The following is a 24,066-nucleotide window of genomic DNA, read 5'->3' as shown; positions in this document are numbered from 1 at the left end:
CCGCGTGTGCTCCGGGCGTCGCGGCTGCACGCTTCGGGAATCGGCGTTCACGCTTCGATCCGCGCGCGCGTGACGCCGAGCAGCGCCGCCATCGCATTGCGCGCACGCTGCACATCGCGATCGCGGACCGCTTCGAATACCGCGCTATGTTCAGCGAGCGACGCGTTGAACACGTCGGCGCGCTTCGCATTGAGCCGCAATTGCGCTTCGAGCGTGCGCTCGATCAGCGTGCCGAGCGGAATCAGCAACTCGTTGCCGCACGCTTCGAGCACGCTCAGGTGAAATTCGAGGTCCGCACGCACCCATTCGTCGACATTGCGCGCCGCGACCATCGCCGCGTGTGCGGTGTCGAGCGCAACAAACGACGTCTCGCTGCACGATGCGGCCGCAAGCCCCGCGGCATACGGTTCGATCATTTCGCGCATTTCCTGCAGCTTCAGCGCGAAGTCCACGGGCGGCGCGACGCGCGAGTACCAGTCGAGCACGTCGACGTCGAGCAGATTCCACGCATCCTTTTGCCGCACGCGCGTGCCGACGCGCGGCCGCGATTCGATCAGCCCCTTCGAGGTCAGCGTGCGCAGCGCTTCGCGCAGCACCGTGCGGCTCACGCCGAACGCCTCCATCAGTTCGGCCTCGCGCGGCAGCGTGGATGCGGGCGCATAGTCGCCGCGCAGGATGGCCGTCGCGAGCTGATGCGCGACGCGGCCGTGCAGATCTCGCTGAATAGTGGTTCTCCTTGTGTGCGCAACGCGGCGTGAGCGGGCTCGGAAGCGTTTCCCGAACGGAAGCGTCCCAAATAATACTATTAATAGTATTTAAATGCGATTCTGTTGTAGCATGTGGCTCCCCGGATCTTCCGCCCTAGCCGATTCACCGCTCGGTTCACGCACTCACAGGAGACGCGCCATGAAAATCACCCGCATCGAAACCTTCATCGTCCCGCCGCGCTGGTGCTTCGTGAAGATCGAGACCGACGAGGGCATCGTCGGCTGGGGTGAGCCCGTCGTCGAAGGGCGCGCGCATACGGTCGCCACGGCCGTCGACGAGCTGTCCGACTATCTGATCGGCAGAGATCCGCGCCTGATCGAAGACCACTGGCAGGTCATGTACCGCGCGGGCTTCTATCGCGGCGGACCGATTACGATGAGCGCGATCGCCGGCGTCGACCAGGCGCTCTGGGACATCAAGGGCAAATTTCACGGCGTGCCCGTGCATACGCTGCTTGGCGGCCAGGTGCGCGACCGGATCAAGGTCTATTCGTGGATCGGCGGCGACCGGCCGAGCGACGTCGCGAACAATGCGCGCGCCGTCGTCGAGCGCGGCTTCAAGGCCATCAAGATGAACGGCTCGGAAGAGTTGCAGATCATCGACACTTTCGACAAGGTTCAAGGCGTAATCGACAACGTGCGCGCGGTACGTGAGGCGGTGGGCCCGGACGTCGGCATCGGCGTCGACTTCCACGGCCGCGTGCACAAGCCGATGGCGAAGGTGCTCGCGAAAGAGCTCGATCCGTTCAAGCTGATGTTCATCGAAGAACCGGTGCTGTCGGAAAACGTCGAGGCGCTGCGCGATATCGTCAACCAGACGAGCACGCCGATCGCGCTCGGCGAGCGTCTGTACTCGCGCTGGGACTTCAAGCACATTCTCGCGGGCGGCTACGTCGACATCATCCAGCCCGACGCGTCGCACGCGGGCGGCATTACCGAATGCCGCAAGATCGCTTCGATGGCCGAAGCCTATGACGTCGCGCTCGCGCTGCACTGCCCGCTCGGGCCGATCGCGCTCGCAACGTGCCTGCAGATCGATGCGGTCAGCTACAACGCATTCATCCAGGAACAGAGCCTCGGCATCCACTACAACCAGGGCAACGACCTGCTCGATTACATCAGGAATCCGGAAGTGTTCAGGTACGAAGGCGGCTATGTGTCGATTCCGCAGGGCCCGGGCCTTGGCATCGAAGTGAACGAAGAGAAGGTGCGCGAGATGGCGAAGCTCGGCCATCGCTGGCGCAACCCGGTGTGGCGCCACACGGACGGCAGCGTCGCCGAGTGGTAAGCGCGATCGGCACATCGCGATGATCGAAGCGCCGCCTGGGGTGTGAACGGCCCCGGCGGCGTTTTCGTTTGCGCAACGCGACGCGCGCGTTTTTCCGTGCGATGTTTCGCGGACGTTACATTTCCGGCGCGGCAGCCGTGACGAGCGGCGCCGCGGCGGCGTCCCGGCGCACGCCATGTTTTACCGATGCCTTGCCGCATAACGCCTGGCCGCACGCTCGCAGGACGCGCGAGCATTCTGGCTTGGCTTTTGCTGAATGGTCTGCGACACGACTTTACGGTGATCGCGAGCCATGACCGAATTCCTTCCTGACTATCTGATCCGCCAGCAGGCGGCCGTCGGCGCGCTCGTTCTGTTCGGCGTACTGCGTGTGATTTTCGCCGCTGTCGCGTACGAGCGCGGCTGGCGTATTGCAATTGTGGAACGTTGCTTCGTGGGCGCTGCGGTTCTGTATTGCATGCCACAGCTATTCGATCTGCTCATGCACGTGTATAACGCTTCTGCCGCGTCCGCCGAACTCGAAGGCAAGGCCGCGGGCTGCGCAATCGCGCTTTTTTGCGCGCCGATCGTCGGTCATCGGCTCGGCTTCGAGTAATTTCACGCAGCGCGTGCGACAGCAGGCAGGTGCAACAACAGCAACGACGTCACAGCAAGAACAACAAGGAGATATCGTGCCGCACACTACGCCATACCAAACCGGGGATGTCTTCAGGCTCAAATCGGGCGGCCGCCCGATGACGGCCACGCGGGTCGGGCCGGTCGCGTTCGCACCGGGCATCTGGCTGATCTGCGAATGGTTCGACGCCTCGGGTAGGCCGCAGCAAGGCATGTTCGACGCCGCGACGCTCGAGCCGATCGTTCACGCATGAAACACGCCTGACGCGATCGCGCCCGGCCTAGCCCAGCGCAACGAACCCCGGCACGCTATCGGCGAGCACCGCCGCGGCCGCGAAGACGCCGATCATCAGCAGCGCTTCGAGATGAAGCAGATTCGCAAACGTGTGCGCGTCCATCGTCGATGCGGTACGGCGCAGCCTCGGCAATGCGGAGAAGCGGTTCAACGCCCCGATCACGAGCGCCAGCGCAACGAGCGCGAGCTTCAACGTCAACACATGACCCCACGTCGTGTATCCGATCGCGGCAAACGTTCCGCCCGAACCCTGCACCGCGTTGAACACGCCCGTTAGCAGCACGAACACCACCGCCGCGAACGACATGTTCGACACCTGCGTCGCCGTGCGAATCAGCACGCCGCGCGCCACCGACGCGCCGAGCGCCGGCACCACCGCCAATCCCGCCGCGAGCACGAGACCGCCCCACACGGTCGCGGCCAGCACATGCAGCGTCTGGCCGCCGACCGTCGGCGACACGGCCCCCGCATCGGCCGCATGACCGAGCGACGCCTTGCCCGCCGCGATCGCGATCACTGCGAGCCACAGCAGCGCGTTGCGCCATGCGCCGTCGTGGCCGGCCAGCGACGTCAGCAACAACAGCACCGCGCCGCCGAATGCGACGAGCCAGGCATAGCCCGCGTGCGTCTGCGCGAGCACGGTCGGCACGACGCCGAGCGCGGCCGGCAGACTCACGCCGCCCATCGCAGCCGACGCATACAGCAGCCAGCCGAGATCGGCGAGCACGAGCACGATCGCCGCAGTCTGCATCGATCGTTGCGCACGCAACCACGCGGGCCGCGCGGGCGCGACCTTCGCTTGCGCGTCTTTGGCAAGCCACGCGGCGAGCAGCGCGGTGCCGACCGCGAAGGCAAACGCGACGTTCATCAGCGCGGCAAGGGCAACCTGCCCGATCCAGAGTCCGCTCATCGTCATACGGAGCCACCGTGGATGCGGGTTGAGAGGGGCAGCGCGACGGCATCGCAAGCGACGGCGGCATGCGGGTCAAACGGACGTGCGACGGCAGATGGCTTCATCAAAGGCAGATTGAAAGGATCGAGGCTAGTGGTGGCAGATAGGTGGAGGAAGTTCCGCGGCGAACCGCACCCTGCGTGAAACACCGCCGCACGAGAACGGCAGGAACACAGAGGGAACACGGCGAAACGCGCCATCTTAAAGGATGCGTTGCGCGCTGCCGAGGCCTTGACACGCGGCATCGTGCGCTTCGCCGGAACGGCATGCGCATTTGACGGACGCTTCGCAGACTCAGCGCTACAAGGCAACCGTGCGAACCATCGTCGACCGGCGTTGCGTCAAACTGTCGCATAACACGATGGCGCCTGAACTTCGGCCTATGTGGCAAATAGTCACCATCAATCATCGATGATAGAATGCTGCGTCGCCGCAGCGCCCGCTGCCGCCAGGCTTAGTTCAGTTGTCTGTGAGTTGTCTTTATACCGAGCCAGCTCGAAGCTCGGTCAGGTCCCCGATTTCATGGAGTTACGCGTGTCTTCAAGACGCATTTTCCGCCCGCTGCTCGCGCTTCTGTTGATTGGCAGTGCAGGCGTCTATAGCGCTGCGAAAGCGCAGACTCAGCCCAAAGCCCCCGATACGATGGAAGCGCGCGTGCAGGGCTGCACGGCATGTCACGGCACGCATGGCCAGGGCACCGACAACGATTACTTCCCGCGTCTTGCGGGCAAACCGGCTGACTACCTGTACAACCAGCTGCAGAACTTCCGCGAAGGGCGCCGCAAGTACCCGCCGATGAACTACCTCGTCACGTACCTCTCTGACGACTACCTGCATCAGATCGCCACGTACTTCTCGCAGCAACGCCCGCCGTACCCGCCGCCCAACAAGCCGAACGTCTCCGACGCAACGCTCGCGCGCGGCCGTCAGATCGTGCTGAACGGCGATCCGGGCAAGCAGATTCCAGCCTGCGCGGCGTGCCACGGCAAGGCGCTCACCGGTATGGAACCGGCTATTCCGGGCCTCGTCGGCCTGCACTCGGACTACATCAGCGCGCAGCTCGGCGCCTGGCGTTCGGGCACGCGTCACGCCATCGCGCCTGACTGCATGCACACCATCGCCACGCGTCTCACCGACGACGACGTGAACGCCGTCGCCTCCTGGCTCGCCATGCAGCAGGCCCCGCAAAACCCTGTGCCGGCTCCGGCCAACTCGTTGAAGACTCCGCTTGCCTGCGGCAGCGAACCGCAATAAGGCACCGGGAGAGACCATCAAATGAAACGCAAGTCCCTGTTCGCCCTCTCGGCTGTCGTCATCGTTGCAGCCGCCGCGCTCGTTCCGGTCCTCTGGTCGGGCAGCGACAATCTGCACAACGGCGCCGCGATGGCGGCCACGCCGGCCGACCAGGCCGCGCTGATCAAGAAGGGCGAGTACCTCGCCCGCGCCGGCGACTGTATCGCGTGCCACACGGTGCGCGGCGGCAAGATCTTCGCGGGCGGCCTGCCGATGGCTACGCCGTTCGGCACGCTGTTCACGCCGAACATCACGCCGGACGACCAGTACGGTCTCGGCAAATGGTCGTCGGACGACTTCTTTCGCGCCATGCACACGGGGCGTTCGAAGGACGGCAGCCTGCTGTACCCGGCCTTCCCGTTCACGAGCTACACGAAGGTCTCGCGCGCCGACTCGGACGCGATCTACGCGTACCTGCGCTCGATCCCGCCCGTGCATGAGCCGAGCCGTCCGCACGAACTGAAGTTCCCGTTCAACAATCGCAACCTGCTGATCGGCTGGCGTACGCTGTTCTTCCGCGAAGGCGAGTACAAGCCGGATCCGACCAAGTCGGTCGAATGGAATCGCGGCGCATATCTGATCGAAGGCCTCGGCCACTGCGGCATGTGCCATACGTCGATCAACGCGATGGGCGGACCGGTGAATTCGGCCGCGTTCGCGGGCGGTCTGATCCCGCTGCAGAACTGGTACGCGCCGTCGCTGACGTCGAACAAGGAAGCGGGCCTCGGCGACTGGGACCTCAAGGACATCTCCAGTCTGCTGAAGACCGGCGTGTCGGAGCGCGGCGCGGTGTTCGGCCCGATGGCCGAAGTCGTGCACAACAGCCTGCAGTACATGTCCGACGACGATATCCACGCGATGTCGACGTACCTGAAGACAATCCCGCAGAAGGACGAAGCGCCTGAGCATCTGCAGCTCGAGACGAGCGAACAGTTCGGTAGCGAACTGTTGAAGCAAGGCCAGAAGATCTACGCTGACAACTGTGCGAAGTGTCATGCGGAAAACGGTCTCGGCATGCCGCCGGCGTTCCCGCCGCTCGCGAACAACCAGTCCATCCAGATGCCGTCGGCGGTCAACCCGATCCGTATGGTCCTGAATGGCGGTTATCCGCCGAGCACGGGCGGCAATCCGAAACCGTACGGCATGCCGCCGTTCGCGCAGGCTTTGTCGAATCAGGAAGTGGCTGCGGTCGTGACGTACATCCGGATGTCCTGGGGTAACCACGGTACGCCGGTGTCGCCGCAACAGGTCAGCGAACTGCGTTCGGCGCCGCTCGACTAGGCGACGCAAGACGTAAAGGGCGCGGCCATCGGAAGACACGCGGGCCGCGCCCTTTGTTTTTGGTCGTTCGGGGAGAAAACGCCGTGCCAGTCGGCGAGCGTCTGAACTGCATCACCCATCTCGTCGGCGCGTTGCTGTCGGCGGTGGGGCTTGCAGCGCTCGTCACGATCGGCGCCCTCGACGGCGACGCGTACAAGATGGTCAGCTTCAGCGTTTATGGCGCCATGCTGTTCGTGTTGTACGCAATCTCGACGCTCTACCACAGCGTGCGTGCGCCGCGCGCGAAGAGCGTGCTGCAGAAATGCGATCACTCGGCGATTTACCTGATGATCGCCGGCAGCTATACCCCGTTCACGCTTGTTACACTACGCGGGCCGTGGGGCTGGTCGCTTTTCGGTGTGATCTGGGGCCTTGCGGCGCTCGGCATCATGCAGGAACTTACGCTCGGGCGGCGCACTCGCAGCGTATCGATGGTGCTGTACGTGTTGATGGGATGGCTTGGGCTCGTCGCAATCGAGCCGCTCGTCGACGCACTGCCGGCAGCGGGCACCGCATGGCTCGTCGCGGGCGGTCTTATTTACAGCGCCGGCATCTACTTCTTCATCAACGACGAGCGCATCCGGCATGGACATGGTATCTGGCACCTGTTCGTGCTCGCCGGCAGTCTGTGCCAATTTGTCAGCATCGCACGTTATGTCGCATAACGGTCGCTGTCGCCGTGATATATGACGATAGATGCAACTTAACGCCAGTCGACGTGTCTGCTTAGCGCGTTGAAGCATTCGGCATGCAACGTGCGTGCCGCCGATTTCTCGCGAACGGCGTCGGCCGGGTTGCTGGACGAGCCCGCTCGATGACCCGCTCATTGCGTTACCACCGTTCGCCACATCCGCATTACAAAGAGCTTATGTCTTTTGATTCTCTCGGCTTGTCCGAACCGTTGGTCCGCGCTGTTCAAGAACTCGGCTACACGTCCCCTACTCCGATCCAGTTGCAAGCGATTCCCGCCGTGCTCAACGGCGGCGACCTGCTTGCCGGTGCGCAGACGGGCACCGGCAAGACCGCCGGCTTCACGCTGCCGATCCTGCAACGGCTTTCGACGAATGCGTCGGCCGCGGCGAATGCGGCGGCTGCGAGGCGCGCCGTGCGCGCGCTGATCCTCACGCCCACGCGGGAACTCGCCGCGCAGGTCGAGGAAAGCGTGCGCGCGTATAGCAAATACCTGAAGCTGAACTCGACGGTGATGTTCGGCGGCGTCGGCATCAATCCGCAAATCGATGCGTTGAAGCGCGGCGTCGATATCGTCGTCGCGACGCCTGGTCGGCTGCTCGACCACATGCAGCAGAAAACGATCGATCTGTCGCGCCTCGAGATTCTCGTGCTCGACGAAGCCGACCGCATGCTCGACATGGGCTTTATTCACGACATCAAGCGCGTGCTCGCGAAGTTGCCGGCGAAGCGCCAGAACCTGCTGTTCTCCGCGACGTTCTCCGATGAGATCAAGGCGCTGGCCGACAGCCTGCTCAACTCGCCGGCCCTGATCGAAGTCGCGCGCCGCAATACGACGGCCGAAACGGTCGCGCAGAAGGTGTATCCCGTCGATCGCGATCGCAAGCGCGAACTGCTCACGCATCTGATCAAGCAGCACAACTGGTTTCAGGTGCTCGTGTTCACGCGCACGAAGCACGGTGCGAACCGCCTCGCCGAGCAGCTGACGAAGGACGGCATCAGCGCGCTCGCGATTCACGGCAACAAGAGCCAGTCGGCGCGCACGCGGGCATTGAGCGAGTTCAAGGACGCCACGCTGCAGGTGCTCGTCGCGACCGATATCGCCGCGCGCGGCATCGATATCGACCAGCTGCCGCATGTGGTCAACTTCGACCTGCCCAATGTGCCGGAAGACTACGTGCACCGGATCGGCCGCACGGGCCGTGCGGGCGCGACGGGCGAAGCGGTGTCGCTCGTGTGCGTCGACGAATTGCAGTTGCTGAAAGACATCGAGAAGCTGATCAAGCGCGCCGTGCCGCAAGAGGTGATCGCGGGCTTCGAGCCCGATCCGAATGCGCGGCCCGAGCCGATCCAGCGGCGTGGCCAGGGCGCAGGGGCGCGGCCGCCGCGCGAGACGCGCGATGCCGGCGCCGGTGCTGGGCGAAATCCGGCGAAGAGCACGCAAAAAACCCCGCCCAAGCGCGACGGTGCGGGCGCGGCGCAGCGTGAGCGCAAGCCGTCCGGCGGGCAGCCACAAGCGCAACAGAAGAATCAGCAAGCCGGGCAGCGCAAGCAGCAGCCGGCTGGCGGCAAGCCGCATCCGCAGCAGTCGGCCGCGCCGCAAGGTGCAAGACCGTCGCACGCGGCACCGGCGCAGGCTCGCAAGGACAGTCCGCGCCACGATGCAGCACGCGCGCATGAGAAGCCGCGGGCGGCCATGCACGAGCACGGCGCCGCGCACGCGCAGCGCAAGCAAGGCGGCAACCCGGGCGCGCTGCTCGGCGGCAACCAGCCGCGCAGCGACGCGACGCCGCACCGACGCAATTCGCCGCGCGATACGCGTCGCGGCGACTGAACGTCCGGGCGCCGAACCGCAGTCGACCGAACCGGGCGACTGAGCGTCGCGACGCGCGACTGCCGCTGGAACCGCGGCGCGCGATCGCCGCGCGCTAGCACTAGCGCACTAGCGGCCGCCGCTACACGCGGGCCGCCGCCTTCTTCAGATAGTCAACCTGCTGTATCCAGCGTTCGAGCGTCGCGTCCTTCCCTTCCGCGAGCTCGAACGTCATGCCGCTCGTGATGCGTGCATAGCGCACGCGCTGCGCCTCGCCGGTGTCGATCGATCCGCTGAAACAGACGAGGCCGCCCAATGCCTTCAGCTCGTCCTCCGCGCCCTCGACGACAGGCAGCGGCTCGAATGCCAGTTGCACCTGATAAAACGCTTCGTCGAAGACGAAAGTGAGTGCGGCTCGCCGGTTCTGAGCAAGCGAGCGTGCCGCACGCGCCTGCGGCCACAGGGCGAGGCAAAGCCGACGCGAATCGGGCGCATAGAGCTCGCCGATACCGAGCAGCGACGTGCGCAGATGCCCGTTTGCATCGCTCGTGACGAGCGATGCCGTGAAGCCGATCTTTGCCGCGAGCGACGTGCCATCGAAAAATGCACGCAGCCCGTCGGGCCATTCATCGAATATGTCGAGGTCCTGGGTATGCTTTGGAACTGCGGAATCGGTCATGATCAATCTCCATCGATGCGGGGGAAGGCGCAAACGCACGCGCCGCCACATAAGCAAATGGCCCGCTTACGCGGGCCATTTCGATCGGGCTGGCGGCACACTGGCCGTCTATTAACGCACGACGCCGACGCGGAACATCGGCTCATCCGCGCATCAGCCTCGCTCAGCGAAAGAACACATGCTGCGCGATCTTCTCGAGCGGATAGTGCACGCCGGGCTGGATCTTCGCCGGCAGATCGAGTGGCTTCAGCAGCATCTTCACACACATCTCGGCGGACAGGTTGCGCCGCACGAGCCTGTTCACGCGCGCAGACAGCTCCCTGTTATAGGCGGGATCGGCGACGCGCTCCGGGTAGCGGATCGCGAATACATGCCGCAGCGCGATTTCGGAGTCTTCGTTCTTGAGCTCCAGCACGCGACGCATCAGCGCGCCAAGCACCGCCAGCCGTCCGTTGCCTTCAATGCGGTTGTACTTCTTGAAGTATTTGAAAAAGTGCTTGTAGTGCCGGACTTCGTCGGTGCGGATGTGGTCGGTAATCTGCTTTAGCACCGGTTCGTCCGAACATGCGCCGATCGCGCGGTAAAGCGTTGCCGTGCCGGTCTCGACCACGCATCGCGCCACCATTTCGAGCGCGCGCGTCTTTTCGAATTCCTCGACAGTGCACGTTTTCGAGTACTCTTCAAAAAAATTACGAAATGCCGTGTCCCAATCGAACTCGGGCCACACGTGCGCGATATACGTCTTCAGTGCCCGGCCATGCTGCAGCTCCTCCGGCTCCCATTCGTTATTGAGCCATGCCGACACTTCGGGGTCGTCGTTGAAGAAGCTGCTCAGGTTGCTGGTATAGAGGTCTGTGCCGCTTTCGATGAACGACGCCGCGCACAGCAGCAACAGCAGATCCTCGTTGGCGACGGCGCGTTGATAGTCGATGCGGCTCATGTCGATATCTTCGATTCGCCAGGGCATTACATGGATCGTCTTAGTCTGCATGTGCGGTGCTCCCAAAACTGAATCGTCTCGTTGAACGAAGCATGCCCAAATCGCGAGCGCGATGACCGGTCGTCTTGCGCCGTTTCTCCCAAAATGCACGAGATCCTGAAGTGAACGTTTTATTTTTTACTTTCATCTTAGCCGCAGACTCACAAAAGTGCAGAACATCCAGCACAGACCATGCCGGATGACCTCAGGTTCCTGCGATCATTGAACTCGTTGAGGCAAAGCAATTCGAACGCGACTTCCCGCTGTCGCAACGCGCAATAGCTGTGCTTGCTGCGCACGGTTCCAGTGCCGTAAAGAACGGTAAGGGCAAGCAGGCAAGAGGCTCACAGGGGCATCGTCCGCCGCATGCCGGTTCATGTCAGTGCGTGGCGCGGCGCGCCGCGGACGGCACATCGAGCGGACGCCTTACAATACGCGCAAGCCAACCCTTGCCCGCCGCGCCCCGCGCGCGGAACAACGACAAGCCATGACCCGAGACCCGCGCCTCACGCTGAACGCACGCCAACAGGAATTGCTCGAATGGGTCCAGCGCGACGGCTTCGTCACCGTGGATGACCTCGCAGCGCACTTCGACGTTACGCCGCAGACCATCCGCCGCGACGTGAACTGGCTTGCCGACATCAACCTGCTGCGCCGCTACCATGGCGGTGCGAGCCTGCCGACGAGCTCGGAGAACGTGTCGTATAGCGCGCGTCAACGGATGTTCCACGACGAGAAACGCCGCATCGCCGCACTCGTCGCCACGCACGTTCCCGATCAGGCCTCGCTCTTTATCAACCTCGGCACGACGACCGAAGAAGTTGCGCGCGCATTGAACCGGCATCGCGGCTTGCATGTGATTACGAACAATCTGAACGTGGCGAGCATGATGAGCGGCTATCCCGATTGCGAAGTGCTCGTGACGGGCGGAATCGTGCGGCCGTGGGACAAGGGCATCGTGGGCGAGCTTGCGATCGACTTCATCCGGCAGTTCAAGGTGGACTTCGCGATCATCGGCACGTCGAGCATCGAAACCGACGGCACGCTGCGCGACTTCGATACGCGCGAAGTGCGCGTGGCCGAAGCGATCATCGAGCATTCGCGCACGGTCTTCCTGGCCGCCGACCATTCGAAGTTCGGCCGTCCGGCGCTCGTGCGCCAAGGGCATCTGAACCAGATCGACTCGCTCTTCACCGATGCCGCGCCCCCCGCCTCGATGGCCGAGACGATCGCGGCCGCGGGCACGCAGGTATTCGTCGCCGAATAGCACGAATGCACGCGAATGCAGGTTGCGTTTCGCGCAAGCCATGTTGCGCCGCACGCGAAACCTGCAGTGAAATCGTGAAGTTGCGTGCCGGCCCGGACCGCCTGCGGCCCTTTCCGCTGTCAAATGGAAAATTTACTGGGGCGGATTTGGAGTTCGTGCGGTAGTTGACTAAACTCCAGTTCCCCGACGTGCTTATCGAGCGCGACGGCCACGAAAGCTAGACCTCATGCCTGATCCCATAAGGATCGCAAGCCGGATCGCCAGCCGTGAGCGCAGCCTTACGGCGCGGTTGCGAAGGCAACCCGAGTACGCTTGAAATGGAGAGAAACGATGCTGAGTCCGCATGAATTCGCCACATTGTTGCTCGTGAAGGACGCCCCGAACCAGGTGGATATGGAGCGTGAAGAACTCGACGCGCTGCTCGAACGGCAACTCGTCCAGCTCGAACAGCTCGCGTCGGGCCGGCAGCAATGGCGCATCACCGAAAGCGGCGATTCCGCACTCAGAGCCATCAAGCGCCTCTCGTAGATTTCTCCGGCAACGGATTGCCGGCCGGCGCACATTGAATCTGTCCGCGCGCTCGCAACGAGCGCGCAAACACACGGATTCACGAACGGTCACGCGGCATTTGCCCGCCTGACCGTGTTCTTATGCGCGTCTTTCTGTTCGCTGTCCGGTTCGTCGCGCGCCCGCCGCCCGCGCACGAATGTTCGATTAGCCCGCGCGCAATGTCGAGTCGACCGTCGAGCGCCACGTGATCGCCTTCGCGCGCTGATCGTTGAAGAATGCGACCCAGCGATTGCGCATCTCGCGATCGCCGCTCGTGCCGAGTTCCGTGTAGTGCTGCGCGATCGACTGCTGGAACGCGCAGTAATTCTCCTGCGACAGGCCGCCGCGCTTGTGCGCGACGTAGGCGTCGAAAAACGTCACGTAGACGTTTTGTGAATCCTGCCCGTAGTCCACTGTTTGCTGACCGCACATCTGCTGCAATGCCGCGAACGACGGTGCGCCCGCCGTGCCGCTCAACTGCGGCGTGCTCACACACCCCGCGAGCAACGCCGCGGCGCCGATCATCCAGATTCCACGCATGTTCTCTTCACCTCGAAATGGCTGGTGCCAAGAGTATCGTCCGACGCGGCGCCGCGCGCCACCAGTCGTGCAGATCGCCCCGATTTGATCCTCGACGAACTTTACTTTTTCGAAAATGCTCATTAAAGTTCGAAAACGAACATGTAGTTTTCGATCAGCTTTCTTCCGATCGACCGAAGGTCAACCGAAGATCGGCCAAAGATCGGCCAAAGATCGGCCAAAGATCGGCCAAAGATCGGCCAAAGATCGACCAACGATCAACCCGAAATCAACGCGCAATCAACCCAGGGCCAACCGGTGGCACAACAGTCTCCTTTCGATCTGCTCGTGGTGGGCGGCGGCATCAACGGCGCGGGCATTGCACGCGACGCGGCCGGGCGTGGGCTGTCGGTACTGCTGTGCGAGCAGGACGATCTCGCCGCGCATACGTCGTCGGCAAGTACCAAGCTGATCCATGGCGGCCTGCGCTACCTCGAGTACCGCGAGTTCGCGCTCGTGCGCAAGGCATTGCAGGAACGCGAAACGCTGCTGCGCGCCGCGCCGCACATCATGTGGCCGTTGCGCTTCGTCATGCCGCATATGCCGAATCTGCGGCCCGCATGGCTGATCCGCGCGGGGCTCTTTCTGTACGATCACCTTGCGCGCCGGGAACTGCTGCCGGGCTCGCGCGGCGTCGATTTGCGCACGCATCCGGCCGGCGCGCCGCTCGTCGCGTCGATCCGGCGCGGCTTCGTCTACTCCGACGGCTGGGTCGACGACGCCCGGCTCGTCGTGCTCAATGCGCTCGACGCAAGCGAACGCGGCGCGCGCGTGCTGACGCATACGAAGCTCGTTGGCGCCACGCGCTCGAATGGCTCGTGGCACGCGCGGCTGCTGCAGGCGGACGGCGCCAGGCTCGAGGTACAGGCACGCGCGATCGCCAATGCGGCGGGTCCGTGGGTCGGCGAACTGCTGCAGGCGGCGCTCGGGCGCGCGACCAACGAGACGGCAAACCAGGATCGGCACGCCAGCGCGGGGCCGGACGCAAACCACACGGCCAACGGCGTCACAAACCACAAGCCCGCTTATGCGGTGCGGCTCGTCAAGGGCAGTCATATCGTCACGCGGCGGCTCTTCGAGCACGACCACGCCTACATTTTCCAGAACCCCGACAAGCGAATCATCTTCGCGATTCCGTACGAGCACGACTTCACGCTGATCGGCACGACCGACCTCGAATACCGCGGCGATCCCTCGCAGGTCACGATCAACGCGGAAGAAACGCAGTACCTGTGCGAGTCGATCAACCGCTACTTCAAGCAGCCGATCTCGCCTCGCGACGTGTACTGGTCGTACTCGGGCGTGCGGCCATTGCTCGAAGACGAAACTGCGGACAACCCTTCCGCGGTTACGCGCGACTACCGGCTCGAACTCGATGCGCCCACAGGCGCCGCCCCGTTGCTGTCGGTGTTCGGCGGCAAGATCACGACGTTTCGCAAGCTTGCCGAAGAAGCGCTCGATGAACTCACGCGCGCGCTCGGCGCGCCCAGGCCCGCATGGACCGCTGGCGCACCGCTGCCGGGCGGCGACATCGCGCATGCCGATTTCGCGAGTTTTGCCGCCCGCTTCGCGCAACAGCATGCGTGGCTACCGGCACGGCTCGCACATCGCTATGCGCGCGCCTATGGCACGCGTGCCGAGCGGGTGGTCGGCAATGCGCAGTCGCTCGCCGAGCTTGGCCATGCGTTCACGTCTGACCTGTACGAAGCCGAGTTGCGCTATCTGCGCGACGTCGAGTGGGCGCGCACCGCCTACGATGTGCTGTGGCGCCGCACGAAGCTCGGCCTCCATGTCGAGCCGGACACGCGCGACACCGTCGCAAGCGATATCGACGCGTGGTTCGCACGCGAGGCACTTGCGCAGCACAGCCCGCAGCACAGCCATAATGCGCCGAGCTGATCACCGTGCGCGGCCCGCGTGCAACAATTGAGCTTAAGCAGCGCTGATGCGGCGCACGAAGCTCGTGCCGAACGGTCGGACGCGCCCCCGTACCGGTACCCGTACCCGTACCCGTACCCGTACCATGGGCCAGCGTCGCATCGAAAACATGGAGAAGAGACAGATGCCGGATCAATACATCCTCGCGCTCGACCAGGGAACGACGAGTTCCCGCGCGATGCTGTTCGACCGCAACGGCAACGTCGTGTCGACCGCGCAGAAAGAGTTCGAGCAGATCTACCCGCGGCCGGGCTGGGTCGAGCATGATCCGCATGAAATCTGGTCGACGCAGGCAGGTGTGGCCGCCGAAGCCGTCACGCGCGCGGGCGTCAACGGTTCGGCGATCGCGGCGATCGGGATCACGAACCAGCGCGAGACGACGGTGGTCTGGGACCGCGAGACGGGCCAGCCTGTGTACAACGCGATCGTCTGGCAGGACCGCCGCACGGCCGATTTCTGCGACCAGCTGAAAACGCAGGGTCTCGAAGAAACGGTGCGCGCAAAGACCGGCCTGCCGATCGATTCGTACTTTTCGGGAACCAAGATCCGCTGGATTCTCGACCATGTCGAAGGCGCGCGCGACAAGGCGAAGCAAGGCAAGCTCGCATTCGGCACCGTCGATAGCTGGCTCGTCTGGAACTTCACGAAGCGCAGCCTGCACATCACCGATGTCACGAACGCGTCGCGCACCATGCTGTTCAACATCCATACGCTGCAATGGGACGACGAACTGCTCGCGGCGCTCGACATTCCGCGCAGCATGTTGCCCGAGGTACGGCCATCGTCCGAGGTCTATGGGCCCGCGCAATCCACCGTCTTCGCATCGAGCATCCCGCTCGCGGGCATCGCCGGCGATCAGCATGCGGCGCTGTTCGGCCAGCTTTGCACGCAGTCGGGCATGGTGAAGAACACGTACGGCACCGGCTGCTTCCTCGTGATGAATACGGGCAACCAGCCGATCGAGTCGAAGAACAACCTCGTCACGACCATCGCGTGGCAGATCGGCGAGCGTGTCGACTATGCGCTCGAAGGCAGCATTTTTATCGGCGGCGCGGTCGTGCAATGGCTGCGCGACGGCCTCGGTCTCATTCGCAGCGCGGCCGAAATCGAAACGCTCGCGGACAGCGTTGCGCATAGCGACGGTGTCTATCTCGTGCCGGCGTTTGCCGGGCTCGGCGCGCCGCACTGGAACGCCCGCGCGCGCGGTTCGCTGTTCGGCGTCACGCGCGGCACGACGTCCGCGCATATCGCGCGCGCCGCGCTCGATTCGATTGCGTATCAGTCGGTCGATGTGCTGAAGGCCATGGAGGGCGATTCGGGCATGCGTATCGGTGAACTCCGCGTCGACGGCGGCGCGTGCGCGAACAATCTGCTGATGCAGTTTCAGGCCGACATGCTCGGCGTCGACGCGGTGCGGCCGCGCGTCAGCGAAACGACGGCGCTCGGCGCCGCGTATCTGGCGGGGCTGGCGGTCGATTACTGGAAGGACATCGATGCGCTGCAAAGCCAATGGCAGCTCGAGCGCCGCTTTTCGCCGGCAATGGCGCGGGCGGAGGCCGAGCAATGTCTCGCGGGCTGGCAGCGTGCGGTGCGCGCGGCGAAGACATGGGCGGATGACGCCGCATGATCGACCATCTCATCTGTGATTGCGACGGCGTGCTCGTCGACAGCGAAGTCATCGCCGATCGCGTCATGCACAGCACGCTCTCCGCGATGTATCCGGAGCTGTCGTTCGACGCGATCGTCAAAACCGCGTTTGGCCAGAAGACGGCGCGTTTCCTCGAAAGCGTCGAAGCGACATTCGGCATCACGTTGCCCACGGATTTCGTCAAGACCGTCGACCGGCAGGTCGAAGCAGAACTCGCGAGGTCGCTGAGCGCGATCGGCGGCGTGCGCGATGCGTTGCATCGCGTGCCGCTGCCGGCTGCCGTGGTGTCGAATAGCCGTCTCGCGCGGGTCACCACCTCGCTCGAGCGCGCCGGTCTCACCGAACTGTTCGCGCCGCGCATATTCAGCGCCGAACAGGTTGCGCGGCCCAAGCCGTTCCCGGATGTGTACCTGTTCGCCGCGCAGCAATTAGGCGTGGACCCGACGCGGTGCCTCGTGATCGAAGACAGCGTGTCGGGCCTCAGCGCGGCGCGCGCGGCCCGCATGAAGACCATCGCGTTCGTCGGCGCCAGTCACATCCCCGACGGATACGCAGACGTACTGCGCAAGATGGGCATCACGCGGATCATGCAGCACATGAGCGAGTTGCCGGCGCTCGTCGAAGCGGGAATGCGAGGCGCGTTTGGGGAGGTGCAGTCGTAACGGGCGCGCCGCTAAACAGGCCCGCACGTCGGGCCGCGCCTCGCCACACACGCCGCGCCCCGCGCGGCCAACCGCTACGCCGCCTGTTCCTCTTCCGCCAACTGGCGAGCCGCCGCCAGCGCCTGCCGGAACTCGACGAGTTCGGCAATCGTCAGCATCGGCATCGCGTGCTGCGCCGCGAAGCGTTCGACATCGGCGCCGCGTGTCATCGTGCCGTCGGCGTTCATCAATTCGCACAGTACGCCTGCGGGCTTGAGACCGGCGAGCGTCACGAGGTCGACCGTGCCTTCGGTATGGCCGCGCCGCGCGAGCACGCCGCCGGGCATTGCGCGCAACGGGAACACGTGGCCAGGCCGCACGATATCGGTGGGCTTCGCATCATCGGCGATCGCGGCGCGTATCGTCGTCAGGCGGTCGGCGGCCGAGACGCCCGTCGACACACCGTCGCGCGCCTCGATCGATACCGTGAACGCGGTGCTGTTGCGGCTCTCGTTGTTCGCCGTCATCGGCGGCAATTCGAGCGCGCGAATCCGCTCGTCGGGCAGGCACAGACAGACAATGCCGCTGCATTCACGGATCAACAGCGCCATCGTCGCCTCCGTCAGCCGCTCCGCGGCGACGATCAGATCGGCTTCGTTCTCGCGATCGTGGTCGTCCTGCAGCACGACGGCGCGGCCATCGCGCAGCGCTTGCAGCGCGGCGGCGATGCGCGGCGGAATTTCATCGGCAGCAGGCAACGGCAGGTCGGCGAGCGCGTCGGCGGCGCGGATTGCGGGCTCGGGAAAAGTGGAAACGAAACTGGAAACTGCAGGGGGAACTGCAGGAAAAACTGCGGCGGATGTACCGGTAAGGGACATGTGAAACGCTCCTCGCGAAGGTTCGGGCGAAAAACGTTTCAGGGCATTGCAAACAGACAAACGCGTCCAGCCGCTAAGCCGTAGGGCCGCTAAGCCGCTAAGCCGATCTCGCTGTTCAAACGCGCACAACCGCGCGACAACCAGCAGGATGAAGCAGCGCGACTCATACATCGGCCACGCGTTGCGACAGCGATGCACCGCCGATCACACGGGCGGCACGGCAATGGACGAACAGATGACTATCTGCACATCTTCTTCCATCCGGACTCTAACCGTCGGCTCTGGCCTCTCACCAGATCTGCTGACCTCGCATGTGCTTCGAATTGCCTTGAAACACGGTGTTGCGAGCGCTCGCGGGCTCGCAGACTGGTGTGCGCTTGACGCTCGAAAATGCACGACACCGTCTGCATACCGCCGGTGGGGAATTTCACCCCGCCCTGAAGACGTACTGATTGCCGGGACAATTATTCCGGCGGGCAAAGGATACAACAATCGTCGATATCGCGCAGGGCCTGTTCGACTGGTCATATGCGCAATCACAAGCGCGATCACAAGCGCAGTCCCGCGCTTACACCGGATGCCCGACATGCCAGCGCGGCGGCGTCTCCGGGTTCACGATCACACGGAACGCGCGTGCCTCGGTATCGCCCGGGTTGCGCAGCGTATGCGGCTGATCCGCGTCGAAGACAATCGCATCGCCGGTCGCGAGCAACTGGCGCCGGTCGTGCACGCCGATCTCGAGCGTCCCTTCGCTGACGACGAGATTGACGGTCGTGCCCGGCGCGCGCCGCGTGCCCGCCTCCGTATGCAATGGCGCGATGCGCAACTCGTGGAACTCGGCGGCGGCCGGTTCGGCATCGGGATAGAGCGCGCGCGTCGCAAACCGTCCGTTCGACGTCAGCAGCCGCGCCGCGCGATCGGCCGGCAGATGCTCGAAGCCGTGCAGTGCATAACGCCGCAAGAACGCCGACACCGATACCTTCAGCGCGGCCGCGATCTTCGACAGCACCTTGATCGACGGCACGCTGCGCGCCGATTCAATCTGCGCGAGCATCGCGCGCGAGACGCCCGACAGGCGCGCCAGCGCATCGAGCGATAGCTGCCGCTCCGAGCGCAACCGCGCGAGATTGACACCGACAATCTGCTCGAGCGCGTCGATGGTGTCGACGGCCGCTGTTTCGGCGGCCACCGTTTCCGCAGCCGCCTTTTCCTCGACCACCGTTCCCGCAGCGGCCGTTTCGACGGCCATGGGCTTCGCAGCGGCCGGCCCATGACCCTCATCGGCCGCGTTCGCGACGCAATCGCGCACAAGCACAAGCGGGGAATGCATGACTTACCTCCTTGCACGCCGCTTTCGCGCGGCGCGAGCATGAATGGAGGCAAGCCTAGCACCGCCCAATACCACGCCCAACCAAGATATCGTCACACCGATATCAGCTTCGCGGCCCGACGCTTACGCGCGCTGCACGATCGTTGCAGGCGCATCGATCCGCGCGGCAATCCACGTCAGCACGAGCGCCGCGATCGCGACCGCCGCCGCGACCCACGGCAGCGCATCGAGTCGATACCCGTGCCCGATCGCGAGTCCGCCGAGCCACGCACCGGCCGCATTGCCGACGTTGAACGCACCGATATTGAGCGTCGAGGCGAGATTCGGCGCGGCCGACGCTTTCGCGACGACGCGCATCTGCAGCGGCGGCACCGTCGCAAAAGCCGCGATGCCCCACACGAACACAGTTACGGCCGCCGTGATCTGCGCATGACTCGTGTGCGCGAACACCGCCATCACGACCGCGAGCACCGCGAGAATGCCCATCAGCGACGGCATCAACGAGCGGTCCGCGAGCTTGCCGCCAATCGTGTTGCCGACCGTCAGCCCGACGCCGAACAGCATGAGGATCAGCGTGACGCCATGCGGCGTGAAGCCGCTGACCTGTTCGAGAATCGGCGCGATATAAGTGAACACGACGAACACGCCGCCAAAGCCGAGCACCGTCATCGCAAGCGCGAGCCATACTTGCGGCTCCTTCAGCACGCGCACTTCGTGACCGAGATTCGCGGGCCCAGAGTCATGCCGGTTCGGCACGAGCGCGGTCACGCCCGCCAGCGACAGCACGCCAAGACCGCTCACGATCCAGAACGCGACGCGCCAGCCGAACTGCTGACCGATGAAGGTGCCGAACGGCACGCCGAGCACGTTCGCGAGCGTGAGGCCCGTGAACATCAGCGCGATCGCGCTGGCCCGCTTCTCCTGCGGCACGAGCGACGCCGCCACGACCGCGCCGATGCCGAAGAACGACCCGTGCGCAAACGACGTCACGACGCGCGCGACCATCAGAACGCCGTAGCCGGGCGCGATCGCGCACAGCACGTTGCCGACGATAAACACGCCCATCAGCAATTGCAGCGCGATCTTGCGCGGCATGCGGCTCGTCACGACGGCGAGCAGCGGCGCACCGACCGCGACGCCGAGCGCATAGCCGCTCACCAGCAAACCGGCCGACGGCAACGACACCGCGAGGTCGTTCGCGACTTCGGGCAAGAGCCCCATGATCACGAACTCGGTCGTACCGATCGCAAACGCGCTGATTGCCAGCGCCAACAGCGGAATAGGCATTTCCAGATGCTCCAGGGAGATGACTCGGATGAAGTCGAGCCGTGCGACTGCACTCGACGCATCACTTCACTGACGAAGACGTGTTTTGCGCAGCCGTCACGAATTCGATGACGACACCGGGCGCGAGCGCGACGAACAGCTGCACCTGTTGCGCGAGCGGCACGTCGGCGCGCTGGTAGGCAACGCCCGCGGCATCCATCCGCGCGATCAACGCGCGCCACGCGTCGCGGCTATCGACGCGAAATGCGATGTGGTCGATGCGCGGCGCGACGCGGCCGTGTCCGGCCTCGTTCGGCGACGCCGCGCGCAACGTCGCATCGACGAGATGAACGACCGCCCGCCCGTCCGCATACAGCCATGCGCCGTCGACACCAAACGGCGGCCTGGCACCGTCGACGAGCCCCACGACGTCGACGAAGAAACGGCGCGCCGCATCGAGGTCGGGCGTCACGATCGTTGCGTGGTCGAGATGCATCGCGGCTCTCCAGGGTTTTCACCGATGCAACGCATTGTGACCGCAACGCACGGAATTGAGAATTCACCTAACATTTGAAGGATTATCAAAAATCTTTTGAAGATCGATTTTCGTGAAGACATGGAAGAGATCAACAATCTCGGCGATATACGGCTGTTCGTCGAAGCCGCGCAGCTGGGCAGCCTGTCCGCTGCGGGACGCAAGCTGGGCCTGACGCCGGCCGCCGCGAGCGCGCGCCTCGCAAAGCTCGAAAGCGGCCTGAAAGCGCGCCTTTTCGAGCGCACGACGCGCCAGTTGCGGCTCACCGACGAGGGCCGGCTCTTCCTGCAAGGCAGCCGTCAGGCGTTGAGCGCGCTCGGCGACGCGCAAATGGCGCTGCAGGCTGGCCAGAACGTCGTGCGCGGCAAGGTGCGCATTTCGACGACGTCCGATTTCGGCCGCAACCTGCTCATGCACTGGCTCGACGAATTCAACGCGCTGTACCCGGACGTCACGTTCGGCCTCACGCTCTCCGATTCGCTGTCGAACCTCGTGCAGGAAGACATCGACCTCGCCATCCGCTTCGGCGTGCCGCCCGACAGTTCGCTCGTCGCGCGGCGGCTCGCGCCGAATCCGCGCGTCGTGTGCGCGTCGCCCGATTATGTCGAGCGCTACGGCCAGCCCGCGCATCCGCGCGACCTCGCGCGCTTTCATTGCATCGTGCTTTCGACCGCGTCCGGTCCCGTCAACGAATGGCGCTTCACGCGCGGCGACGAAGTCGAGATCTACACCGTGCCGCTCGATAGCGCGCGCGAAACCAACGACGGCGCGGTGGCCCGCGAATGGGCGCTGCGCGGCTACGGGATCGTCGTGAAATCGATGTGGGACGTGGAGGCGGATCTGCGCGCGGACGGCCTGCGCGTGCTGCTGCCCGGCTGGCGCTATCCGGACGCGCCGCTGCACGCGCTTTATCACCGCAACCGCTTCATGGCACCGCGCGTGCGTGTGCTGCTCGACTTTCTGGCGGAGCGCTTTACGCGCACGCTGGGTGAACTCGAAGCGCGCTGCGGCTACACGGACTCGCCGGATTGGCCGGATCTACCGCGGGCCGCGCCGAAACAGGCGCCCGAAATGGCGCCCGGTGAAGGGCTATAATATCGGACTACACTGCAAACGCGCCTCCCCCAGTCCGATACAGCGCCCCCGGCGGCTCCAACAGGGGCAACAGCACAGGGGCAACAGCACAGGGGCAACAGCACAGGGGCAACCGCGCAGGGGCAACCGCGCAGCCGGCACCAGCGGTTATCAACTGCGCGTTTGCACCCCACTTGAAACTGAACGACGCCCCCAGGTCAACCACTGCGAACGGCGAACCTAGATGACCAAGAAAGTTTATGTAAAGACCTTCGGCTGCCAGATGAACGAGTACGACTCCGACAAGATGGTCGACGTGCTCGGCGCCGCTGAAGGCCTCGTGAAAACCGACACCCCCGAAGACGCCGATGTCATTCTGTTCAACACGTGCTCGGTCCGCGAAAAAGCGCAGGAAAAGGTTTTCTCCGATCTCGGCCGCGTGCGCGAACTGAAAGAAGCGAATCCAGATCTGCTGATCGGCGTCGGCGGCTGTGTCGCGAGCCAGGAAGGCGCGTCGATCGTCTCGCGCGCGCCGTATGTGGACCTCGTGTTCGGTCCGCAAACCCTGCACCGGCTGCCGCAGATGATCGACGCGCGCCGCGCGAGCGGCCGCGCGCAAGTCGACATCACGTTTCCCGAGATCGAAAAGTTCGACCATCTGCCGCCCGCGCGCGTCGATGGTCCGAGCGCATTCGTGTCGATCATGGAAGGCTGCAGCAAGTACTGCAGCTATTGCGTCGTGCCGTACACGCGCGGCGAAGAAGTGTCGCGCCCGCTCGACGACGTGCTGACCGAAGTCGCGGGCCTCGCCGATCAGGGCGTGCGCGAAGTAACGCTGCTCGGTCAGAACGTCAACGCCTATCGTGGAAAATTCGGTGGCTCGTCCGAGATCGCGGACTTCGCAACGCTGATCGAATACGTCGCCGACATCCCCGGCATCGAACGCATTCGCTACACCACGTCGCATCCGAAAGAATTCACGCAGCGGCTTATCGATACCTACGCGAAGGTGCCGAAGCTTGTGAGCCATCTGCATCTGCCGGTGCAGCACGGCTCCGACCGCATCCTGATGGCGATGAAGCGCGGCTACACCGTGCTCGAATACAAGTCGGTGATCCGCAAGCTGCGCGCGATCCGTCCGGACCTGTCGCTGTCGACCGACATCATCGTCGGCTTTCCCGGCGAAACCGAAGAAGATTTCGCCAGGACGATGGCGCTCGTTCACGACATGAGCTACGACACGAGCTTCTCGTTCATTTACAGCCCGCGTCCCGGCACGCCCGCCGCGAATCTGCACGACGACACGCCGCGCGAGATCAAGCTGCAACGGCTGCAACATTTGCAGGCGACCATCGAGGAAAACGTGGCGCGCATCAGCGAAGCGATGGTCGGCAAGATCGAGCGCATTCTGGTCGAGCGGCCGGCGCGCAAGGATCCGACCACCGAACTCGCGGGCCGCACCGCAAACAACCGCGTCGTCAATTTCCCGGCGCCGCTCGAATCCCATGCGCGGCTGATCGGACAAATGATCGACGTGAAAATCGTTCGTGCGTACCCCCATTCGTTAAGGGGCGAGCTCGTGCTCGCGCACGAAGACTCGCCCGAGACCACTCACTGAGCGACGCCGGGCACTCAAGCCGCGTCGCGCACCGACAGGATCGAACCATCGC

At 64.3% G+C, this 24,066-nt stretch carries 23 protein-coding genes and 1 riboswitch; of the genes, 14 read left to right on the top strand and 9 right to left on the bottom strand.

The genetic code is table 11. The features are described 5' to 3' along the window. Nucleotides 1-47: 47 nt before the first annotated feature. The gene (locus tag QYH69_RS00495; RefSeq protein ID WP_308830328.1) at nt 48-725 is read right to left on the bottom strand and encodes a FadR/GntR family transcriptional regulator; all 678 of its coding nucleotides are present in this window, start codon (nt 723-725) and stop codon (nt 48-50) included. A gap of 181 nt (nt 726-906) precedes the next feature. Between QYH69_RS00495 and dgoD the strand changes: the two genes are divergently transcribed. From dgoD to QYH69_RS00480, 3 genes are all read left to right on the top strand, one after another. Continuing rightward, nucleotides 907-2,055 (top strand): galactonate dehydratase, encoded by a 1,149-nt coding sequence (gene dgoD / locus QYH69_RS00490; protein ID WP_308829980.1) that lies wholly within the window; start codon nt 907-909, stop codon nt 2,053-2,055. Nucleotides 2,056-2,347: 292 nt separating this feature from the next. Continuing rightward, nucleotides 2,348-2,650, top strand: a complete 303-nt coding sequence (locus QYH69_RS00485; RefSeq protein WP_075155814.1) for a hypothetical protein — start codon at nt 2,348-2,350, stop codon at nt 2,648-2,650. 76 nt (nt 2,651-2,726) lie between these two features. Further along, nucleotides 2,727-2,924, top strand: a complete 198-nt coding sequence (locus QYH69_RS00480; RefSeq protein WP_308829979.1) for a YodC family protein — start codon at nt 2,727-2,729, stop codon at nt 2,922-2,924. Nucleotides 2,925-2,951: 27 nt separating this feature from the next. Here QYH69_RS00480 and QYH69_RS00475 read toward each other — a convergent pair whose 3' ends face one another. After that, complete coding sequence (locus QYH69_RS00475; RefSeq protein WP_308829978.1) at nt 2,952-3,881, bottom strand: CopD family protein; 930 nt, start codon at nt 3,879-3,881, stop codon at nt 2,952-2,954. A gap of 558 nt (nt 3,882-4,439) precedes the next feature. Here QYH69_RS00475 and QYH69_RS00470 point away from each other — a divergent pair. The 4 genes from QYH69_RS00470 to QYH69_RS00455 all read left to right on the top strand — a co-directional run bounded on the left by QYH69_RS00470 (nt 4,440) and on the right by QYH69_RS00455 (nt 9,054). Then, nucleotides 4,440-5,171, top strand: a complete 732-nt coding sequence (locus QYH69_RS00470; protein WP_308829977.1) for a c-type cytochrome — start codon at nt 4,440-4,442, stop codon at nt 5,169-5,171. A gap of 21 nt (nt 5,172-5,192) precedes the next feature. Beyond that, a complete protein-coding gene (locus tag QYH69_RS00465; RefSeq protein WP_308829976.1) occupies nt 5,193-6,491 on the top strand; it encodes a cytochrome c in 1,299 nt (432 codons plus the stop codon). An 83-nt stretch (nt 6,492-6,574) separates the two neighbouring features. After that, nucleotides 6,575-7,195 (top strand): hemolysin III family protein, encoded by a 621-nt coding sequence (locus QYH69_RS00460; protein ID WP_308829975.1) that lies wholly within the window; start codon nt 6,575-6,577, stop codon nt 7,193-7,195. Nucleotides 7,196-7,398: 203 nt separating this feature from the next. Next, nucleotides 7,399-9,054: a DEAD/DEAH box helicase gene (locus QYH69_RS00455; RefSeq protein ID WP_308829974.1), complete on the top strand. Its 1,656-nt coding sequence runs from the start codon at nt 7,399-7,401 to the stop codon at nt 9,052-9,054. A 121-nt stretch (nt 9,055-9,175) separates the two neighbouring features. Here the strand turns inward: QYH69_RS00455 and QYH69_RS00450 are convergent, their stop codons facing one another. Then, nucleotides 9,176-9,712, bottom strand: a complete 537-nt coding sequence (locus QYH69_RS00450; RefSeq protein WP_308829973.1) for a hypothetical protein — start codon at nt 9,710-9,712, stop codon at nt 9,176-9,178. Between the two features lie 163 nt (nt 9,713-9,875). After that, on the bottom strand, nt 9,876-10,703 hold the full coding sequence (locus tag QYH69_RS00445) for a ferritin-like domain-containing protein (protein WP_308829972.1): 828 nt from the start codon (nt 10,701-10,703) through the stop codon (nt 9,876-9,878). Between the two features lie 475 nt (nt 10,704-11,178). On the opposite strand from QYH69_RS00445, the gene QYH69_RS00440 reads away from it, so the two are divergent. Together QYH69_RS00440 and QYH69_RS00435 are read left to right on the top strand one after the other, a co-directional pair. Continuing rightward, entirely contained in the window at nt 11,179-11,958 is a 780-nt protein-coding gene (locus tag QYH69_RS00440; RefSeq protein WP_075155806.1) for a DeoR/GlpR family DNA-binding transcription regulator, read from the top strand. 330 nt (nt 11,959-12,288) lie between these two features. Next, nucleotides 12,289-12,486 (top strand): hypothetical protein, encoded by a 198-nt coding sequence (locus QYH69_RS00435; RefSeq protein WP_075155805.1) that lies wholly within the window; start codon nt 12,289-12,291, stop codon nt 12,484-12,486. Between the two features lie 186 nt (nt 12,487-12,672). Here the strand turns inward: QYH69_RS00435 and QYH69_RS00430 are convergent, their stop codons facing one another. Next, on the bottom strand, nt 12,673-13,047 hold the full coding sequence (locus tag QYH69_RS00430) for a hypothetical protein (RefSeq protein WP_308829971.1): 375 nt from the start codon (nt 13,045-13,047) through the stop codon (nt 12,673-12,675). A 297-nt stretch (nt 13,048-13,344) separates the two neighbouring features. Here QYH69_RS00430 and glpD point away from each other — a divergent pair, with 297 nt between their 5' ends. The 3 genes from glpD (at nt 13,345) to QYH69_RS00415 (ending at nt 17,334) form a co-directional block, all read left to right on the top strand. Next, the gene (gene glpD / locus QYH69_RS00425) at nt 13,345-14,985 is read left to right on the top strand and encodes a glycerol-3-phosphate dehydrogenase (protein WP_308829970.1); all 1,641 of its coding nucleotides are present in this window, start codon (nt 13,345-13,347) and stop codon (nt 14,983-14,985) included. Nucleotides 14,986-15,148: 163 nt separating this feature from the next. Then, nucleotides 15,149-16,651, top strand: coding sequence for a glycerol kinase GlpK (gene glpK, locus QYH69_RS00420; RefSeq protein ID WP_308829969.1), 1,503 nt, complete (start codon nt 15,149-15,151; stop codon nt 16,649-16,651). Then, a complete protein-coding gene (locus QYH69_RS00415) occupies nt 16,648-17,334 on the top strand; it encodes an HAD family hydrolase (RefSeq protein ID WP_308829968.1) in 687 nt (228 codons plus the stop codon). Before glpK ends, QYH69_RS00415 begins: the two co-directional genes overlap by 4 nt. 74 nt (nt 17,335-17,408) lie before the next feature. Here QYH69_RS00415 and ribB read toward each other — a convergent pair whose 3' ends face one another. The 4 genes from ribB to QYH69_RS00395 all read right to left on the bottom strand — a co-directional run bounded on the left by ribB (nt 17,409) and on the right by QYH69_RS00395 (nt 21,283). After that, nucleotides 17,409-18,191: a 3,4-dihydroxy-2-butanone-4-phosphate synthase gene (gene ribB, locus QYH69_RS00410; RefSeq protein ID WP_308829967.1), complete on the bottom strand. Its 783-nt coding sequence runs from the start codon at nt 18,189-18,191 to the stop codon at nt 17,409-17,411. Between the two features lie 245 nt (nt 18,192-18,436). Beyond that, a riboswitch (FMN riboswitch) is annotated at nt 18,437-18,640 on the bottom strand. Between the two features lie 119 nt (nt 18,641-18,759). After that, nucleotides 18,760-19,521 carry a helix-turn-helix domain-containing protein gene (locus QYH69_RS00405; protein WP_374992322.1) on the bottom strand — a complete coding sequence of 254 codons (762 nt, stop codon included), beginning with the start codon at nt 19,519-19,521 and terminating at the stop codon, nt 18,760-18,762. Nucleotides 19,522-19,644: 123 nt separating this feature from the next. Beyond that, entirely contained in the window at nt 19,645-20,808 is a 1,164-nt protein-coding gene (locus QYH69_RS00400; RefSeq protein WP_308829966.1) for an MFS transporter, read from the bottom strand. A gap of 61 nt (nt 20,809-20,869) precedes the next feature. Continuing rightward, nucleotides 20,870-21,283 (bottom strand): VOC family protein, encoded by a 414-nt coding sequence (locus QYH69_RS00395; RefSeq protein WP_308829965.1) that lies wholly within the window; start codon nt 21,281-21,283, stop codon nt 20,870-20,872. A 129-nt stretch (nt 21,284-21,412) separates the two neighbouring features. Between QYH69_RS00395 and QYH69_RS00390 the strand changes: the two genes are divergently transcribed. Together QYH69_RS00390 and miaB are read left to right on the top strand one after the other, a co-directional pair. Next, nucleotides 21,413-22,417 (top strand): LysR family transcriptional regulator, encoded by a 1,005-nt coding sequence (locus tag QYH69_RS00390; protein WP_308830326.1) that lies wholly within the window; start codon nt 21,413-21,415, stop codon nt 22,415-22,417. Between the two features lie 223 nt (nt 22,418-22,640). Beyond that, nucleotides 22,641-24,014: a tRNA (N6-isopentenyl adenosine(37)-C2)-methylthiotransferase MiaB gene (gene miaB, locus QYH69_RS00385; RefSeq protein WP_308829964.1), complete on the top strand. Its 1,374-nt coding sequence runs from the start codon at nt 22,641-22,643 to the stop codon at nt 24,012-24,014. Nucleotides 24,015-24,066 lie beyond the last annotated feature (52 nt).

This window comes from Paraburkholderia sp. SARCC-3016, assembly GCF_031119615.1.
Lineage (GTDB): Bacteria > Pseudomonadota > Gammaproteobacteria > Burkholderiales > Burkholderiaceae > Paraburkholderia.
The sequence above is the reverse complement of the archived record's forward strand: the minus strand, read 5'-3'. Positions and strand labels throughout refer to the sequence as shown.

Bases quoted from the DNA above. Each gene is read 5' to 3' on its own strand.
- dgoD (WP_308829980.1), top strand. From the start codon at position 907: ATGAAAATCACCCGCATCGAAACCTTCATCGTCCCGCCGCGCTGGTGC.
- QYH69_RS00485 (WP_075155814.1), top strand. From the start codon at position 2,348: ATGACCGAATTCCTTCCTGACTATCTGATCCGCCAGCAGGCGGCCGTC.
- QYH69_RS00475 (WP_308829978.1), bottom strand. From the start codon at position 3,881: ATGACGATGAGCGGACTCTGGATCGGGCAGGTTGCCCTTGCCGCGCTG.
- QYH69_RS00470 (WP_308829977.1), top strand. From the start codon at position 4,440: ATGGAGTTACGCGTGTCTTCAAGACGCATTTTCCGCCCGCTGCTCGCG.
- QYH69_RS00465 (WP_308829976.1), top strand. From the start codon at position 5,193: ATGAAACGCAAGTCCCTGTTCGCCCTCTCGGCTGTCGTCATCGTTGCA.
- QYH69_RS00455 (WP_308829974.1), top strand. From the start codon at position 7,399: ATGTCTTTTGATTCTCTCGGCTTGTCCGAACCGTTGGTCCGCGCTGTT.
- QYH69_RS00450 (WP_308829973.1), bottom strand. From the start codon at position 9,712: ATGACCGATTCCGCAGTTCCAAAGCATACCCAGGACCTCGACATATTC.
- QYH69_RS00445 (WP_308829972.1), bottom strand. From the start codon at position 10,703: ATGCAGACTAAGACGATCCATGTAATGCCCTGGCGAATCGAAGATATC.
- QYH69_RS00440 (WP_075155806.1), top strand. From the start codon at position 11,179: ATGACCCGAGACCCGCGCCTCACGCTGAACGCACGCCAACAGGAATTG.
- QYH69_RS00435 (WP_075155805.1), top strand. From the start codon at position 12,289: ATGCTGAGTCCGCATGAATTCGCCACATTGTTGCTCGTGAAGGACGCC.
- QYH69_RS00430 (WP_308829971.1), bottom strand. From the start codon at position 13,047: ATGCGTGGAATCTGGATGATCGGCGCCGCGGCGTTGCTCGCGGGGTGT.
- glpK (WP_308829969.1), top strand. From the start codon at position 15,149: ATGCCGGATCAATACATCCTCGCGCTCGACCAGGGAACGACGAGTTCC.
- QYH69_RS00415 (WP_308829968.1), top strand. From the start codon at position 16,648: ATGATCGACCATCTCATCTGTGATTGCGACGGCGTGCTCGTCGACAGC.
- ribB (WP_308829967.1), bottom strand. From the start codon at position 18,191: ATGTCCCTTACCGGTACATCCGCCGCAGTTTTTCCTGCAGTTCCCCCT.
- QYH69_RS00405 (WP_374992322.1), bottom strand. From the start codon at position 19,521: ATGCATTCCCCGCTTGTGCTTGTGCGCGATTGCGTCGCGAACGCGGCC.
- QYH69_RS00400 (WP_308829966.1), bottom strand. From the start codon at position 20,808: ATGCCTATTCCGCTGTTGGCGCTGGCAATCAGCGCGTTTGCGATCGGT.
- QYH69_RS00395 (WP_308829965.1), bottom strand. From the start codon at position 21,283: ATGCATCTCGACCACGCAACGATCGTGACGCCCGACCTCGATGCGGCG.
- miaB (WP_308829964.1), top strand. From the start codon at position 22,641: ATGACCAAGAAAGTTTATGTAAAGACCTTCGGCTGCCAGATGAACGAG.